Source organism: Rhizobium sp. PRIMUS64, from assembly GCF_023006465.1.
Classification (GTDB): domain Bacteria; phylum Pseudomonadota; class Alphaproteobacteria; order Rhizobiales; family Rhizobiaceae; genus Rhizobium; species Rhizobium leguminosarum.
In genome coordinates this window covers 66641-83862 of the sequence record NZ_JALBGX010000020.1, presented here as the reverse complement: position 1 = coordinate 83862, position 17222 = coordinate 66641, and the positions used below count along the sequence as shown (strand labels likewise).

11 protein-coding genes are annotated in these 17222 nt (G+C 62.7%); 3 read left to right on the top strand and 8 right to left on the bottom strand.

Annotated features, from left to right (window positions below):
• Positions 1–424 (top strand): RluA family pseudouridine synthase (locus MOV76_RS11450; protein ID WP_247264536.1); only part of this gene is annotated, 424 nt, incomplete at its 5' end.
• A 187-nt stretch (positions 425–611) separates the two neighbouring features.
• Entirely contained in the window at positions 612–1520 is a 909-nt protein-coding gene (rpoH, locus tag MOV76_RS11445; RefSeq protein ID WP_018243318.1) for an RNA polymerase sigma factor RpoH, read from the top strand.
• 128 nt (positions 1521–1648) lie between these two features.
• On the opposite strand, the gene MOV76_RS11440 is transcribed toward rpoH, so the two are convergent.
• Together MOV76_RS11440 and MOV76_RS11435 are read right to left on the bottom strand one after the other, a co-directional pair.
• Positions 1649–4156 carry a hypothetical protein gene (locus tag MOV76_RS11440; protein WP_247264535.1) on the bottom strand — a complete coding sequence of 836 codons (2508 nt, stop codon included), beginning with the start codon at positions 4154–4156 and terminating at the stop codon, positions 1649–1651.
• A 60-nt stretch (positions 4157–4216) separates the two neighbouring features.
• The gene (locus tag MOV76_RS11435; protein WP_018243320.1) at positions 4217–5515 is read right to left on the bottom strand and encodes an adenylosuccinate synthase; all 1299 of its coding nucleotides are present in this window, start codon (positions 5513–5515) and stop codon (positions 4217–4219) included.
• A gap of 191 nt (positions 5516–5706) precedes the next feature.
• Here MOV76_RS11435 and MOV76_RS11430 point away from each other — a divergent pair, with 191 nt between their 5' ends.
• Complete coding sequence (locus tag MOV76_RS11430) at positions 5707–6624, top strand: DMT family transporter (protein WP_018446898.1); 918 nt, start codon at positions 5707–5709, stop codon at positions 6622–6624.
• Between the two features lie 3 nt (positions 6625–6627).
• On the opposite strand, the gene MOV76_RS11425 is transcribed toward MOV76_RS11430, so the two are convergent.
• From MOV76_RS11425 to MOV76_RS11400, 6 genes are all read right to left on the bottom strand, one after another.
• Positions 6628–7476: a GNAT family N-acetyltransferase gene (locus MOV76_RS11425; RefSeq protein ID WP_247264534.1), complete on the bottom strand. Its 849-nt coding sequence runs from the start codon at positions 7474–7476 to the stop codon at positions 6628–6630.
• 381 nt (positions 7477–7857) lie between these two features.
• Entirely contained in the window at positions 7858–9675 is a 1818-nt protein-coding gene (locus MOV76_RS11420) for a bifunctional diguanylate cyclase/phosphodiesterase (RefSeq protein WP_247264538.1), read from the bottom strand.
• Between the two features lie 129 nt (positions 9676–9804).
• Positions 9805–11589, bottom strand: a complete 1785-nt coding sequence (locus tag MOV76_RS11415) for an IlvD/Edd family dehydratase (RefSeq protein ID WP_247264533.1) — start codon at positions 11587–11589, stop codon at positions 9805–9807.
• Entirely contained in the window at positions 11586–12497 is a 912-nt protein-coding gene (locus MOV76_RS11410) for an NAD(P)-dependent oxidoreductase (RefSeq protein ID WP_247264532.1), read from the bottom strand. The genes MOV76_RS11415 and MOV76_RS11410 overlap by 4 nt, the downstream gene beginning before the upstream one ends.
• A gap of 215 nt (positions 12498–12712) precedes the next feature.
• Entirely contained in the window at positions 12713–15913 is a 3201-nt protein-coding gene (locus tag MOV76_RS11405) for an efflux RND transporter permease subunit (RefSeq protein WP_247264531.1), read from the bottom strand.
• 118 nt (positions 15914–16031) lie between these two features.
• Complete coding sequence (locus MOV76_RS11400) at positions 16032–17222, bottom strand: efflux RND transporter periplasmic adaptor subunit (protein ID WP_018446904.1); 1191 nt, start codon at positions 17220–17222, stop codon at positions 16032–16034.

The window sequence follows — 17222 nt, the reverse complement described above, 5'->3', positions numbered from 1 at the left end:
CGCGCCGCTTGGCCGCGCCACCGGCGACCGCACGCGCCGCGCCGTCAAACGTCCTGACAGTCAGGACGCCGACGAGGCGATCACGCATTACCAGGTGATCGAGCGCTTCCATGAGAAGCCGGACGCGACCGCGTTCGCCTCGCTGGTCGAGTGCCGCCTCGAAACCGGCCGCACCCACCAGATCCGTGTCCACATGGCCCATATCGGCCATCCGCTGCTCGGCGATACGGTTTACGGCGCCGGCTTCAAGACCAAGGCCAATCTTCTGCCCGAAGGGATCCGCAAGGTTGTCAACGGTTTCGGCCGTCAGGCGCTGCATGCCTTCATGCTGCAATTCGAGCATCCCCGCACCGGCGAAATCATGCATTTCGAGGTGCCGCTGCCGGATGATATGGTCGAATTGGTCGAGGCGCTGCGGCGATAAAGGCGGCTCTGAATGCCGGCCTTCCAACTCACAGCTGCGTGAGCGGCACCTTGAACCGCCGTTTCGCCACACTTATCTGTATATTGACTTAGTGCGGGCTCGGAGAGAGCCGCACGTCCCGGTTTGCCTTTTTAACGCGAGGACGCGTTTCCATCGGGAACCGGAATTCACTTTAGGAGGGTGCACTATGGCCCGAAATACCTTGCCGTCCATTACCGCCGGTGAAGCCGGTCTCAATCGTTACCTCGACGAAATCCGCAAGTTCCCGATGCTGGAGCCGCAGCAGGAATACATGCTCGCCAAGCGTTATGCCGAGCATGGTGACCGGGACGCCGCCCACAAGCTCGTCACCAGCCATCTTCGCCTTGTCGCGAAGATCGCGATGGGTTATCGCGGCTACGGCCTGCCGATCGGCGAAGTCGTCTCCGAGGGCAATGTCGGCCTGATGCAGGCCGTCAAGAAATTCGATGCCGAGCGCGGCTTCCGCCTCGCCACCTATGCCATGTGGTGGATCAAGGCCTCGATCCAGGAATATATCCTGCGCTCGTGGTCGCTGGTGAAGATGGGCACGACCGCCAACCAGAAGCGGCTGTTCTTCAACCTGCGCCGGCTGAAGGGCCGCATCCAGGCAATCGATGACGGCGACCTGAAGCCGGAGCACGTCTCGGAAATTGCCACCAAGCTGAACGTCTCGGAGGAGGAGGTCATTTCGATGAACCGCCGCCTCTCCGGCGACGCCTCGCTGAACGCACCGATCAAGGCAGCCGAAGGTGACAGCGGCCAATGGCAGGATTGGCTGGTGGACGACCATGACAGCCAGGAAGACGTGCTGATCGAACAGGATGAGCTCGACACCCGCCGGCGCATGCTGGCGAAAGCGATGAGCGTGCTGAACGAGCGCGAACGCCGCATCTTCGAGGCTCGCCGTCTCGCCGAGGATCCAGTGACCCTGGAAGACCTTTCGACCGAATTCGACATCAGCCGCGAACGCGTGCGCCAGATCGAGGTCCGCGCCTTCGAAAAGGTGCAGGACGCGGTCCGCAAGGAAGCCCTGGAACGCGCCAAGGCCGTCCGCGTCGTCGAAGCCACGGCATAAGCCTGCCGCGCGATACAATTGAAGAAGGCGGGTCCCTTGCGGCCCGCCTTTTCATTTTCATTCACTTTTGTACCGCAGTCTCAGCGCCACCCCAAAGGTCCGGAATGCTGGCGTTGCTGAAGAAACCCTCACTGGCTCGTCGACACATCCCCGAGCGCGGTCCATTCCTTGATCGCGGTATTGAAGGCGTCCGTTCCCGTACCGCCCTTTTCCATCGTCAGCAGCGCGCGGCGGCCGTTGCGGTAGGTGATCGGAATATCGATCCAGTTGCGGGTCGACATCAGGTCGAGATTGGCCTTGCGCGCATCAGGGTAATCGTTGAGCGCGATCATATGGAAATCGTCGGTGATCTTGGCCGGAACCGCGATCAGCGCGTCGCCGCGGTCCTGCTCCGTGCGCTTCATCGAGATGCGCTGGACGCTGTCGATGCTGCCGCCTTCGAAATTCGGCGGCACCGAGAATACGATCTCCACGAGATGGCTTGCCGGCAGCGACGGATCGGAATTGCGCTTGAAGGTGACGAGAGCCGAAAGATTGCGTTCGGGAACGGTGACGTTGCCCTGTACCGTCGCCTCCTGCCGGCCGTCCTGGCCGGCCTCGTGCTGCACGCTCCAGACGACCGATCCCTCGATCGCCGTCGGCGAACTCTGGCCGATACGCTCCTCATAAAGGAACATCTTTTCCGACGAACCGACGGGTGGGGTCTGCTGCGGCGATGCCACCGGGCCGTTTGGCGTCGGCGTTTCGGCAGGTGCCACATCGCCCTGCGCGCTGGCAGGCGGCGTATCTGCTGCCGCGACATTCTGTTCGGCGACCGATTTTCCTTCCGCGGTCGGTGTTCCCGGCACAGTCGCCGGTCCACTGTCGACCTCGGTCCCATCGGTCAGCAGCCGTTGGGTGAATTTCGAATTGGCCGCAGCGCCGTCATTGTTCATTGACGCTACCTGCGGGTTCGGCTGCGCCGGCGTCGCTGGGGTATTCTGCGCTCCTGGTGTGGTCGGCTGGGCTGGCGTCACCGCGCCCGGCTGGGCAGGCGTCGCCGAGCTAGCCGGCGGTGTTGCCGCCTCGTTCTTGGTCGCCTGCGACGGTGCCGAGCTGACGAGCCCGTCGACCATCGCCACTAGCGCCTCTCTGTTCATCCAGCCGGCATAGGCGCCGCCACCAATCAGGATGAGTGCGAAGATGAGCGTGATCACGGTACCGATGCCGAAGCGGCGACGCTTCGGCTCCATACGGAAACTCTTGCCCTGCAGCTTGGAGGCAACGATCTGATCGATATCCATCGACGGATTGGCGTCATCGTCATCAGCGGCGACCGAGCCGCGGCGGTCGTAGCCGCGCAGCGCCTTCGCCTCGCGCCAGTCCTCGCTCGGCGCGCCGCTAGCAGCCGCGGGCTTGCCGTTGTGCACTTCCGCGAAGATATCGACATCGTCGAAATGAGAGGCAACCGGCGCCTTCTTATTGCTGCCGGCCTCGATCGGCGGCAGATCGTCGAAGGCGGCTGTCTCCCAGGAGAAACTTTCCTTGGCGGCCGGCATGACGGCCGCGGGGGCCGCATTTTCGAGGCTCGATATCACCTCTTCGAAGGCACGCGCCGAGGCATCCGCGGTGACCGGCGCCGCCTGCGAATATTGCCTGAGTTCCTCTTCCGCCCATTCGGTCTCCGCATCCTTGGGCGGCGGAGCCGGCGTTTGGGCAACGGGCTCGGCCCAGACCGGGTCGAAATGCGCCGCAGCATCGGCCTGCAACGGCTCCTCGCGGCTGTGCTCGACGAATTCCTGCTGACGATCGAAATCGGCGACCGGCTCCACCAGCCGGTTGGATGCATGGTCTATGCCGCGGGTGGTCGGCGGCAACGGCTCGACGGGCTCGTAAGCCTCCTCGGCCTCCGGCTCCTCGTTGTCCACCGCCGCCGGCTCGGCCGCGATCTCGTCAGCTTCCAGGGGATGCTGCTCGTCGGCACGGTCTTCGTCGGCTTGCTCGCTGCGATGCGCGGCAGGCGGCTCCCAGCCGTCATGTTCGGCCGACACGTCTTCGGCAGCGACGTCGCGCGCCTCGCTAGCATGCCATTCCTCGGCTGGCGCTTCCTCTTCATGCGAGGGATGCCAATATGTCTCGGCGGGACCGGATGTCTCCGGCGAAACCGCTGTCTCGGCGGCAACAGGGATTTCGGCGGGAACAGGTTCTTCCGCGGAAAGGGGCTCCTCGGCAGCGACCTCTTCCTCAGCGTCCTCTGGCGCGGCGGCTTCCACGTGATCGGGCTCGTCGGCGACCTCGGCCGCCTGCGGTTCCGGATAGGCTTCGTCAACCGGCTCCTCGACAGCAGTCTCCGGCGCAGGCGCCGGTTCGCTTTCGTCGTGAAGAGTTTGCTCTTCCGCGGATTCCAGCGCGGCGACGGCGGCGACCGGCTCATCGAGCGGCAGCGCCTCGGAGTGTTCGCCTTCCACCTCGCGGATGGCGGCCTCGAGCTTTTCGAGCTGGCGTTGCAGCATGGCTTCCGGCGGACGCGGCTTCATATTCTCGAGCTGCCGCTGCACTGCGCCGCGGGCACGTTCGTAGACTTTCACCCGCATCTCGGGGGTATTTTCAGCCAAGCCGTCAACGGCCCGCCGAATGACTGCAATAAAATCCGCCATCAGTACTTTCTCAAGAAGTCCGGTACCCTACCGAACCATCCTCCACAGTGACCCGTGAGCTTAATCCTCAAACGGATCGGTCACAAGTATCGTATCATCCCGCTCCGGGCTGGTGGACAGGAGCGCGACAGGCGCCCCGATCAGCTCTTCGACCTGGCGAACATACTTGATCGCCTGTGCCGGCAGATCCGCCCAACTGCGGGCGCCGACGGTCGATTCCTTCCAGCCTTCCAGCGTGATGTAGATCGGTTCGACCCTAGCTTGCGCTCCCTGGCTTGCCGGAAGATGATCAATCTGTTCGCCGTCGAGCATATAGCCAACGCAGATCTTCAATTCCTCGAGACCGTCGAGCACGTCGAGCTTGGTGAGCGCGATGCCCGTGATGCCATTGGTGGCAATCGATTGGCGCACCAGAGCAGCGTCGAACCAGCCGCAGCGCCGCTTGCGTCCGGTCACCACGCCGAACTCATGACCTTTTTCGCCAAGGAACTCACCGATCGCGTCCTTCAGCTCGGTCGGGAACGGGCCTTCGCCGACGCGTGTCGTATAGGCCTTGGTGATGCCGAGGATATAGCCGAGCGAGCCGGGCCCCATGCCTGAACCGGCGGCGGCCTGACCGGCCACCGTGTTCGAGGAGGTGACGAAGGGATAGGTGCCGTGATCGATGTCGAGCAGGCTGCCCTGCGCGCCTTCGAAGAGGATGCGGGAGCCCTTGCGACGCTCCTTGTCGAGGAAAAGCCAGACCGTATCACGGAAAGGCAGTACCCGATCGGCGATCGAGGTCAGCTCGTCCATGATCGCCTGGTGGCTGACTTCGGCGACACCGAGGCCGCGGCGAAGCGCGTTGTGATGCGTCAGAATACGGTCGACCTTGCCGGAAAGACTATCGAGATCGGCAAGATCCATGACGCGGATAGCGCGACGGCCGACCTTGTCTTCATAGGCCGGGCCGATGCCGCGGCGCGTCGTGCCGATCTTGGTGCCGCTGTTCGACGCCGCATCCTCGCGCATCGCGTCGAGCTCACGGTGCAGCGACAGGATGAGCGTCGCATTGTCGGCGATACGCAGATTTTCGGGCGTAATCGTCACACCCTGGCCGGCGAGCTTTTCGATCTCGGCGATCAGCGCATGCGGATCGACGACGACGCCGTTACCGATCACCGCCATCTTGCCGGGACGCACGACGCCGGACGGCAGCAGCGAGAGCTTGTAGCTGGTGCCGTCGATGACGAGCGTGTGGCCGGCATTGTGTCCGCCCTGAAAGCGCACGACAATATCTGCACGCTCCGAAAGCCAGTCGACAATCTTGCCCTTGCCTTCGTCACCCCATTGCGAACCGACCACGACTACGTTCGTCATCCAACTCTTCCTGTTACCGGCGCGGAACCGCGCACCTGCTCAAACCCGCGCATCTATAAAGCTTTGTTTTTTGGAAAGCGACCCTGTTGTCACAGTAGATTGGGCTTTTTACGTGACAAATCAGCAGCCGACAGGCTATTTCCCCTCACAAAACGCCGCACGGCGATCGCGGAAAGACGGGAAGAACGCTCTTGCAAGCCACGGCCTATATCTGCCTCGTTATCGCCACCCTTTGCTGGGGCGGCAACTCCGTCGCCGGCAAACTCGCGCTTGGGCATATCAGCCCGATGATGCTGACCTTCCTGCGCTGGTTCCTCGCCGTGGCGGTGATCGCTGTGATTTCAGTACCGCAATTGCGGAAGGACTGGCCGGTGGTCAGGAAGAACCTGCCGCTGCTCCTCTTCTACGGCGTCATCGGCTACACCCTTTTCAACGCCATGCTTTACTCGGCCGTGCAATACACGACGGCGATCAACGTCGCCATTGAGCAGGCCGGCATCCCGATGCTGATCTTCCTGCTGAATTTCATGTTCTTCCGCACCGGCATCTCGCTGGCGCAATGTCTCGGCTTCGGCATGACGCTGATCGGCGTCGCTTTGACCGCCGCGCATGGTGACCTCTCATCGCTGCTGCAACTAGGCCTCAACCGCGGCGACGGGCTGATGCTGATCGCCATTGCCGCCTATTCGGTCTACACGATCTTCCTACGCTGGAAGCCGCCGCTCGACTGGCGCACTCTGATGGCAGTCCCGGCGCTCGGCGCGATGCTGACCTCGCTGCCGCTGCTCCTCTGGGAGGTCGGCCGCGGCGCTGCGCAGTGGCCGGACCAGGCCGGCTGGGTCATCACTCTCTACACGGCGATCTTCCCGTCGCTGGTCGCGCAGATCCTCTATATCAAAGGCGTCGTCGCAATCGGCGCCAACCGGGCTGGCCTCTTCATCAATCTCGTGCCGGTGTTCGGAACGCTGCTCTCCGTCGCCCTGATCGGGGAGAGGCTGCAGTCCTTCCATGTGATCGCGCTGGTGCTGACCTTGGGCGGCATCGCGATCGCCGAAAAGGGCCGTCCGAAAGCGTCGGCACAGACCGTGCCCGCCTCACCTATGGATTAGAGCCTAACCGAGTTCCAACGTTGTCACGCCGAAGACGTGCTTCAGCGGGATGGCCGGCGCCGGCCCGCGATACATGCGCGTCGTCTCGAACACCGGTTGAAGGCCGAGGCCTTCGGCAAGCGCGACTGCCTCGTGGTTCGCCGCGGGAATGTCGATGAAGACCGCGGCCCCCTTCGCCTCCGGGATCAATTCGGCAAGCAACGCCGCGGCGCTATCGGCATCATTGGCAAAGAGCGGGCCGATCTTGTAGCCCTCGTAGCAGCGGCGGATCGTGCCGTAACCGCGGATCTTACCGCTCTTGCGCACCACCGCCGAACGGCGGCCCTTACGGCCGGTGCACCAGGAGGTGAGGAAGGCATCCCGCGGCTGCGGAAAGATTGCCGAATCATAGCGCTGCAGGCCTTCGAGACGTGAATCCAGCACCGACTGCGCGACAAGCGTCGAGACTGGCAGGAAGCTGGCGACCCCACCGTAGCGAATGGTGGAATAGGCGGGTTCGAAGCCGGCCTTGCGGTAGTTGTCCTGCTGTGCGGCGACACCGTCGAGACCGATCGTGCGGTCTCCCGCGCTGGCGATGCCCGCCTCCCAGATCGCCTTGCCGTAACCCTTGCCGCGGAAATCGGGATGGACGATGTAGAGGCCCAGGAAGGCGAAACTCTCGCCATATTTGACGACCGAGATCGAACCGACGGGGACTTCACCGATCGAGCCAACGAAAAATCCTGACGGATCGGCCTCGAGGAACGCAAGCGAATCGTCAAGGCCCGGGTTCCAGCCCTCCTGACGCGCCCATTCGAGCACGAGTTCCAGTTCGCCGGGCCGCATCGAACGAACGGCAAATTCCGAATTCATGCGACTTTCCTAGATTGAATGTCCCGCAAGTCCATCCCGGCAAAGGCAAAGCAATTGTCAGGTCCCAGTTCCCCGATTGCACCTGCGAATGATGGAGAGCCGCGCTCATGGACTTGACGACGCGTATAATCATTTTTCGATGCAATGCAGAAATCTTCGTTTCCGAATTACCATGAAACAATGCCGTTGCAAGCTCAAGAAAATTACTTGTGCGCCAATTATCTTCCTGCTGATGCAAATAAAACGCCGCGCCGAAAAGATATCGCCTGCCAAGTTGAAAGGCGAGGAAAGCATTTCGGCCGAAATCTCCTCCGCGACGCGGCAAAGGCGCCGTTGAAAACGGCGGCGACCACGGTCGCCCGCGAACGGATCACCGACCGTTCAGCCGCCCATTGCGGTCTTCTGCTTTTCGATCCCGCTCGCCATCGATGAGAAAAGACGGTCTGTATCTGCCGCCGGTGCGGGATAACCGAACGCATAACCCTGCAGGCCGTCGCAGCCGAGCTGCGCCAGCACGACGGCATGCGCCTCGGTCTCGATGCCCTCGGCGATCACCTCGACATCAAGCGCCTTGGCGATTTCCACGATCGAACCCACCACGCGCCGCTGCTCGGCCGAGTTGACGACCTCGGTGACGAGCTGCCGGTCGATCTTCAGCCTCTTCGGCCGCAGCTTGACGAGACCGATGAGCGAGGCATGGCCCGATCCGAAGTCGTCGATCTCGATGTCGATGCCCATCTGTTTGATATCGCCGATATGATCGAGCAGTTTTTCGTCGCTGTCGTCGAGGAAAATCGTCTCAACCAGTTCGAAGACGATCACGCCAGGCGGGATGTCGAGTTTCCTCAGCTTGTCGAGCAACGCCGGATCGGCAAGCCGCGAGGCGGAAATATTGACAGCGATGCGCGGAACCGCAAGGCCGCGCAACAGCCAGAATAGCCGGTCTTCGAGAGCGCTTTTGAGGATCGCCGCGTCGATCTCCGCCGCAAGTCCGTGCTCGTCGGCGATTTTCAGGAATACCCCTGGGGCGAGCACGCCCTTCTCGGGATGTTTCCAGCGCGCCAACGCCTCGAAGCCGATGACTTCCCGCGTCCGGGCGTCGAGCTGCACCTGATAATAGGGAAGGATCTCGCCGCGCTCCAGCCCGAGCTTCAGCTCTTCGGCGAGGCGACGCTTGGAGCGCAGATCCTCCTGCAATTGCCGCGTGAAAAATTCGACGCGGTTCCGTCCGAGCTTCTTGGCCTGGTAGAGCGCCAGGTCGGATTCGGCCAGCAGGTTGCGCGCCCGCCGATCGCCGCTCCAGGAAACGCCGATCGAGGCGCCGGATTGCAGCATCTCCTGGCCGAAACGGATTTTCTTCCGCAGCCGTCGCTGGACATCCTCGGTGATCAGCCTCAGCTCAGTGAGATCGGTAAAATTGACCAGCACGATGACGAATTCATCGCCGCCGACGCGGGCGACCATGCCATTTGCAGGAATGGCAGCGGTGATTCGAAGGGCTGCTGCCCTGAGCACTGCGTCGCCTGCCGCATGACCGTGGCTGTCGTTGATCTGCTTGAACTGGTCGAGGTCGAGATGCAGCACCGCGAGCGTCGTGATGCTCTTGTCGGCCGGCAGCTCCGCCAGCCGCTTGTCGAGAAGGCGCCGGTTCGGCAAGCCGGTGAGATAGTCGTGATCGGCGACATGCTCGATGCGGGCATTGCTTTCCTCAAGCGCCAGCGCCCTCGCCTCGGCCACCACCTTCTGCCGCGCCAGTTCCGCGTTGAGCATTACGTCGGCAGTCACATCCCATTCGGCGCCAATGAAGGAGGGCAGACCTTCCGCATCGACATAGAAATGCGCGCGCGAACGCAAATGACGGATTTCGCCGCTCGGCAGCACGATACGGAATTGTGAGTTATAGGCGCCGCGCGTCGCGATTGCCTGCTCGAAGTCGCTTTCGGCCCGGTCACGATCATCGGGATGGATGGCATTCGACCAAAGCGAAGCCGGCACAAGACGATACGTCTCGCCGGTCTCATAGAGACGATGCATTTGCGCATCCCACAAGATCCCGTCCTGCTCGATGCTATGCTCCCAGACACCAATCTGGGATGCATCGAGAGCGAGTTCGAGCCGACGCAGAAGATCCTGAAACTCTCGTTCGGATCGTGTGGCTTTGTTCTCTGGCAACGCGGTCCCAGCCTTAGAAGCTTGTATAACGGCAATATGGTCTCAAGCCGGCATTAATGAAGCCTTGTCCTAGTGACCGAACTAGTGACTAGGTGAACTGTTCGTTACGACTTCCCCTTTTGGATCAAGGGGCTTGCAGTCTTTAGCAACTCAAGTTCAATGATTGTGCCGCGGCGGGTTTTTCGCAATCCGACGAAATTCCGTCGCCCCCTCCAGCACCGCGCCGTCCGACAATTGCGTCACCGAGCGGCGATAGATCTGCTGCCACGGCGTCGCATCCGCCGGCACGGGCGGGATGCCGTCGCTCTTGCGCCGTTCGATCTCTGCGTCATCGACCAGCATGTCGCAGCGCCCGTGGTTGAAGTCGATGCGGATGATATCCCCGCTACGAAGCCAGGCGAGGCCGCCGCCGGCGGCACTTTCCGGTGAGGCGTTGAGGATCGAGGGACTGTCGGCCGTGCCCGATTGGCGGCCGTCGCCGATCGTCGGCAGGCTGCGGATGCCGCGCTTCAGGAGATGATCCGGCGGCTGCATATTGACGACCTCAGCCGAACCAGGCCAGCCGATCGGCCCGGCGCCCCGGATAACGAGGATGGTGTTTTCGTCGATGCCGAGTTCGGGATCGTTGATGCGCTTGTGATAGTCCTCGGAACCGTCGAAAACCACCGCTTTGCCCTTGAAGACGCCCTCATGCCCGGGGTCTTCAAGGTATCGCCGGCGGAAATCCTCCGAGACCACACTCATCTTCATGATCGCGAAATCGAAGAGATTGCCTTTGAGCACGAGGAAGCCCGCCCGCTCCTTCAGCGGCTCAGCGAACGGCTTGATGACCTCGCGGTCGCGCGCTTCCTTGCCCTGTAGGTTCTCGGCTATCGTCCTGCCCGTCACCGTACGACAGTTGCCGTCGAGCTTTCCGGCCTGCAGCAGTTCCCACATGATCGCCGGCGTACCGCCGGCGCGATGGAAGCGCTCGCCGAGATAGGCGCCGGCCGGCTGGACATTGGCCAGCAGCGGGATATCGAAACCATGCACCTGCCAGTCGTCGGGATGGAGTTCGACGCCGGCGTGCTTCGCCATCGCGGCCAGATGCGGCTGCGCGTTGGTCGAGCCGCCGATCGCCGAATTGGTGCGGATCGCATTGAGGAAAGCCTCGCGCGTCAGGATATCCGACGGCTTCAGATCCTCGAACACGATTTCGACGGCGCGCCGCCCGGTACGGTAGGCCATCTGGCCGCGTTCGCGGTAAGCGGCCGGAATGGCGCCGCAGCCGGTCAACGAAAGGCCGAGCGCCTCGGCCAGCGCATTCATCGTTGAGGCTGTACCCATCGTATTGCAGTGACCGACGGAAGGCGCAGAATCGAGCGCCGCCTGAAGAAACTCTTCCCGATCGATCTCGCCTGCCGCATATTTCCGCCGCATCCGCCAGATCACCGTGCCGGAGCCCGCCAGCTCTCCCTCATGCCAGCCGTCAAGCATCGGCCCACCGGAGAGCACGATCGCCGGAATATCGACCGTCGAAGCAGCCATGATCGCCGAAGGCGTGGTCTTGTCGCAGCCGGTGGTCAGCACGACACCGTCGAGCGGATAACCGTAGAGGATTTCGACGAGGCCGAGATAGGCTAGATTGCGGTCCAGTGCGGCGGTCGGGCGCTTGCAGTTCTCGAAGATCGGATGCGTCGGAAACTCGATCGGAATGCCGCCGGCATCGCGAATGCCGTCGCGCACGCGCTTGGCAAGCTCGACATGCACCCTGTTGCAGGGCGTGAGATCGCTGCCGCTCTGGGCAATCCCGATGACGGGCTTGCCGGAGCGCAGCTCTTCCGGCGTGATGCCGTAATTCATGAAGCGCTCGAGATAGAGCGCTGCCATGTCGATATGATCGGGATTGTCAAACCAGTCCTGCGAACGCAGGCGCCGCCTCGGCGAATGGCTGTCCGTCACTTCTTTCCTCCCGGCCGGGCATTCTTCTCTTCGAGATGGAGGAGCAGGGCGCTGTGATCCTTTTCGCCATTGCCATTGGCGACGAATTCGCTGAATTCGGCGTGCACCGCCGCCGTCAGCGGCAGCGTCAGCGACAGGGTCTTGGCCGCCTCCATGGCGGCGTTCAGATCCTTCAGCTGATTGCTGGACGAACCGCCTGGAGTAAACTGCCGTTCGACCATGCGCTTGCCGTGCAGCTCCAGGATACGGCTCTCGGCAAAGCCGCCGCGAATGGCGTCTCGGAAGGCCGCCGGCGAGCCGCCGCCCGCTTCGATCAGCATCATCGCTTCGGCGACGGCGCCGATCGTCACCGCGACGATCTGCTGGTTGGCGAGCTTGGCAAGCTGGCCTGCCCCGCTTGGACCGACGCGGGTCACCCGCCCCATCGGGGCAAAGACATCCGCAAGCCGGTCGATCACGCCTTCGTCGCCGCCCGCCATAATCGCCAGCGTACCGGCCTCCGCCCCGACGACGCCGCCCGATACCGGCGCATCGACGTGATCGACGCTGCGGTCGGCAAGCCTCGCCGAATGATCGCGGGCAAAATGCGGGGCAATCGAACTCATGTCGATGACGGTAACGCCAGGCGTCATCGCATCGGCCGCTCCGCGGTCGAACAACACGTCCTTCACTGCCTCGGCGTTGGTCAGCATGGTGATGACGACATCGGCGCCTGCAACGGCATCCGCCGGTGTTTCCGCGCGAACCGCGCCATCTCCCGCAAGCGCCTCGGCCTTGCCGGGATCGCGATTCCAGACGGTGACTGCAAAACCCGCGCCGAGCAGCCGGCGAGCCATCGGCGCTCCCATCAGGCCGGTGCCGAGCAAGGCGATCCGCCTGCCCTCATCACCTTTTCTCGAACCTGTCATTCAGTCCTCCCAACTGTTGTCCGTCTTTGATAGTCCCCTCGCCCACTGTTGCAAACCGTTTTGACGGACGTAACGCATTTTTGTGGTGTGTCCTTAGATGCGGATGATGTCGTCCCAAAACCGCGCACAGTATTCGGCATCATGCTCTGAAAACGATACGGGCGAGAACCGAAGTTCCCGCCCGATTTACTCGACAAAGGAAGGTTGAATTCCGTTTATTCCGCCGCGAGCCGGATGACCTCCGCCTCTTCTTCCTTGTGTTCGTCCGGCTTGTGCTGGACGAGCGGACGGTTGCCCGTCAGCCGCCGCAGCAGCACGTAGAAGACAGGCGTCATGAAGATGCCGAAGAAGGTCACGCCGATCATGCCCGAGAAGACCGCGACACCCATGGCCGCGCGCATCTCCGCGCCGGCGCCGGTGGAGACGACGAGCGGCACGACACCCATGATGAAGGCGAGCGAGGTCATGAGGATCGGGCGAAGGCGAAGGCGGCTGGCCTCGATCGCGGCCTCCCGCGGTGTTCTTCCCTCGAACTCCAGTTCGCGGGCGAATTCCACGATAAGGATCGCGTTCTTCGCTGATAGACCGACAAGCACCACGAGACCGATCTGGGTGAAGATGTTGTTGTCTCCACCGGTGAGCCAGACGCCGGTCAGCGCGGCCAGCACGCCCATCGGCACGATCATGATGATCGCAAGCGGCAGCGTCAGGCTTTCATACTGGGCGGCCAGCACCAGGAAGACCAGCAGCAGCGCCAGGGGGAAGACGACGATGCTCGAATTGCCGGCGAGAATTTGCTGATAGGTCAGATCCGTCCATTCGAAGTCGATGCCGGCAGGCAAGGTCTCGTGAAGGATCTTCTCGATTGCCGCCTGCGCCTGGCCGGACGAGAAGCCCGGTGCCGGACCGCCGTTGATGTCGGCAGCGAGGAAGCCGTTGTAGCGGTTCGCACGCTCCGGACCGGTGCTCGGCTCCACCTTCAGGAGGGCCGAAAGCGGGATCATCTCACCCGATGCCGAGCGGACCTTCAACTGGCCGATATCTTCCGGCTGGGCGCGGAATTTCGCATCGGCCTGCACGCGGACGCTGTAGGTGCGGCCGAAAGCGTTGAAGTCGTTCACATAGAGCGAACCGAGGTAGATCTGCAGCGTCTGGAAGACGTCGGTGACGGAAACCCCAAGCTGCTCGGCCTTGGCACGGTCGAGATCGGCATAGAGCTGCGGCACGTTGATCTGGAAGCTGGAGAACAGCCCGGCGAGTTCAGGCGTCTGGTAAGCCTTTGCAAGCACTGCCTTGGTTGCCTCGTCGAGCGCCTGGTTGCCGAGGCCCGCACGATCCTCGATCTGCAGCTTGAAGCCCCCCGTCGTGCCGAGACCATTGACCGGCGGCGGCGGGAACATGGCGATGAAGGCATCCTGGATGACGCCGAACTTCTGGTTCAGCGCCATGGCGATTGCGCCGCCCGAGAGATCAGGCGTCTTCCGCTCCTCGAAGTCCTTCAGCGTCACAAAGACGATGCCGGCATTCGAGGAGTTGGTGAAGCCGTTGATCGACAGGCCCGGAAAGGCGATCGCATTGGCAACACCCGGCTGCGCCAGCGCGATGTCGGTCATGCGCTTGATGACGTCTTCCGTGCGGTCGAGGCTTGCGGCATCCGGCAACTGGGCGAAGCCGATCAGATACTGCTTGTCCTGCGACGGCACGAAGCCGCCGGGAACCGAGCTGAACAGACTGTAGGTCGCACCGACCAGTGCCAGATAGATTACCATGACAATGCTCTTGCGCGACAAGAGACCACCCACGCCCTTGCCGTAGGCATTCGAGCCCGCGCCGAAGACACGGTTGAAGCCGCGGAAGAACCAACCGAAGATGGCGTCCATGAACCGCGTCAGCCAGTCCTTCGGCTGATCATGGCCCTTCAGGAGAAGGGCTGCCAACGCCGGAGACAGGGTGAGCGAGTTGAAGGCCGAGATGACGGTCGAGATTGCGATCGTCAGCGCGAACTGGCGATAAAACTGACCCGACAGGCCGGAGATGAAAGCGAGCGGCACGAAGACCGCGACGAGGACCAGCGCGATCGCGACGATCGGACCGGAGACTTCCTTCATCGCCTTGTAGGTGGCAGCCCGTGGCGACAGGCCATGTTCGATATTACGCTCGACGTTTTCGACCACCACGATCGCGTCGTCAACGACGATACCGATCGCGAGCACCAAGCCGAACAGACTGAGCGCGTTGATCGAGAAGCCGAAGACATACATGACTGCGAAGGTGCCGATGATTGACACCGGAACCGCGATCAGCGGGATGATCGAGGCGCGCCACGTCTGCAGGAAAAGGATGACGACGAGAACGACGAGCGCGATGGCTTCGAGCAGCGTGTCGATGACCTTCTCGATCGAGGCCCGCACGAATTTCGTCGTATCGTAGACGATCTCGTACTTGACGCCCTCAGGCATGGCGAGCTGCAGCTGATCCATGGTCGCATTCACATTGTCGGCGATCTCGATCGCGTTCGAACCCGGCGCCTGCAGGACAGCAACGGCGACGGCCGGCTTGCCGTCGAGCAGCGAACGCAGGGTGTAATCCGCAGCACCGAGCTCGATGCGGGCGACATCGCGAAGGCGGGTGATCTCGCCACTGGCGCCCGTCTTGACGATGATGTTGCCAAATTCCTCAGGCGTGCGCAGGCGGCCCTGGGCATTCACGTTGAGCTGCAGATCCACGCCCGGCTGGCTCGGCGACGCGCCGATGATACCGGCGGCGGCCTGAATGTTCTGGGAGCTGATCGCACTGCTGATGTCGCTGGCGGCAAGATTGTGCTCGGCGGCCTTCTGCGGGTCGATCCAGACACGCATGGAATAGTCGCCGGCGCCGAAGACCTGTACCTGACCGACGCCTGCAATGCGGGCGAGACGATCCTTGACGTTCAAGGTCGCGTAGTTGCGAAGATAGGTGATGTCGTGATTGACCCCGTCGGAGACGAGGTTCACCACCATGATGAAGTTGGGCGAACTCTTGACTGTCGTGATGCCGAGCGCGCGGACTTCCGCCGGCAGGCGCGGTTCGGCCTGCGAAACGCGGTTCTGCACGAGCTGCTGTGCCTTGTCAGGGTCGGTGCCGAGCTTGAAGGTGACGGTGACGTTGAGCACCCCGTCCGATGTCGCCTGGCTGGCCATGTAGAGCATGCCTTCGACGCCGTTGATCTGCTCTTCGAGCGGCGTTGCCACCGTTTCGGCGATGACGGACGGGTTGGCGCCGGGATAGGTGGCGCGCACGACGATCGATGGCGGCACGACCTCCGGATATTCGGAAATCGGCAGCGCGCGCAGGCCGATCAGGCCGGCAACCAGGATGAGGACCGAAAGAACGCCGGCAAAGACCGGGCGGTCGACAAAGAATCTGGAGATGTTCATATCAAAGCCCTCTCCGGGGTGAACATGGATGCAACGTCCCTCTCCGGCGGTTTGGGAGCCGCCGGCGGGTCATATCATTTCGGGTATTGGCCTTCCCCCGGAGGGGAAGGCAAAGTCTTTACTGCGCGGTCGCGACCTTCTCTTCCATCTGAGGTGCGACGACTGCGCCAGGACGGATGCGCTGCAGACCGTTGACGACGATCTTTTCGCCGACGTTCAGGCCGCTTTCGACTACCCGCTGGCCGTCAGCCAGCGTGCCGAGCTGGACCTGCCGATAGGCGACCTTGTTCTCGCCATCGACGACGAAGACGAACTTCTTGTCCTGGTCCGTGCCGACGGCACGGTCGCTGATGACGATCTTGTTCTCGGCCTTCGGCTGGCCCATGCGCACCCGCACGAACTGGCCGGGGATGAGACGCCCGCCCGGATTATCGAAGACGGCCCGCACGCCGATCGTACCGCTTGATGCATCGACCTCATTGTCGATCAGCTGCAGCCTGCCCTTGATCGGCGTGCCGCTGTCGGTCAGCGTACCGACCTCGACCGGAATCTGCTCGACGGCAGGCAGGGCGCTATCCGTCTGCGGAAGCTGGGCAAGCGCGCGCGTCACCATCTCTTCGCTGGCATTGAAGCTCGCATAGATCGGATCGACAGAAACGAGCGTCGTCAGCGCCGGCGAGGTCGAACCGGCCGCGACGAGGTTACCGGCGGTCACCTCGATCTTGCCGATGCGGCCGGAAACCGGAGCCCGCACTTCAGTATAATCGAGATCGAGCTGGGCCGACTGCAGGGCAGCTTGCGCCGAACGCAGCCCCGCCTGAGCCTCGGCCAGCGAACTCTGGCGCTGATCGAGATCGCTCTGGGAGATGGTGCGGTTGTCGGAAAGCCTGCGGCCGCGGTCGAGTTCGGTCTGCGCCAGACTGACCTTGGCTTCGGCCGAAGCGACCTGGCCTTGCGCCTGCGCCACGCTCGCCTGGTAGGGGGCCGGGTCGATGGTGAAGAGCAGGTCGCCCTGCTTCACCAACGCCCCTTCGCGGAAAGCCACCGACAGGATGGCGCCGGCGACACGGGAACGCACCTGCACACGGTCGACCGCTTCCAGACGGCCGGAGAAATTCTCCCAGGCCGTCACATCGCGCGCCGCAACGACGGCAACCGTCACCGGCACAGCGGGAGCCTGTGCAGGGGCGGAGGCGGCCGTGGCGGTCGTGCTCATCGGCAGTTCGAAAAACAATGCGGCGCCGGAAACTGACGCAACAAGGCCTATGCCGGCGCCCACAAGGGCCCAGCGCTTCTTTCTGGACGTCAT